Source organism: Burkholderia sp. SIMBA_051 (assembly GCF_046534915.1).
Taxonomy (GTDB): domain Bacteria; phylum Pseudomonadota; class Gammaproteobacteria; order Burkholderiales; family Burkholderiaceae; genus Burkholderia; species Burkholderia ambifaria.
This window is the reverse complement of record NZ_JAWRXS010000388.1, coordinates 1-264: the sequence shown is the minus strand read 5'-3', so window position 1 is coordinate 264 and position 264 is coordinate 1. Positions and strand designations below refer to the sequence as shown.

At 50.8% G+C, this 264-nt stretch carries 1 protein-coding gene; it reads left to right on the top strand.

Annotated features, from left to right (window positions below; translation table 11 throughout):
* Positions 1 to 56: 56 nt before the first annotated feature.
* On the top strand, positions 57 to 264 hold a 208-nt coding region (locus SB771_RS34985; protein WP_410722041.1), incomplete at its 3' end, for a hypothetical protein.

The following is a 264-nucleotide window of genomic DNA, read 5'->3' as shown; positions in this document are numbered from 1 at the left end:
GCGTCCACACTGAGACCGAGTGGGCGTGGCTTAACGATGGCCTTTTCAAAAGCTTCTTGGAAACCAAGGGCCCGATGCTTGGTACGTTGATACCTTTACAGGATTACATTGACTCACTGGGCATCGCGCGGCACGAGTTCGACTCCATTGATTTCGAAAACCCCGAGCTTTTGCTGTACAAGATAATCTTCTTGGATTTTTACCTCGAAGGCGAAAATGGTCCGGAAAATGCTTATGCGAGAGCATCGAGGCTGCAGGAGGCCC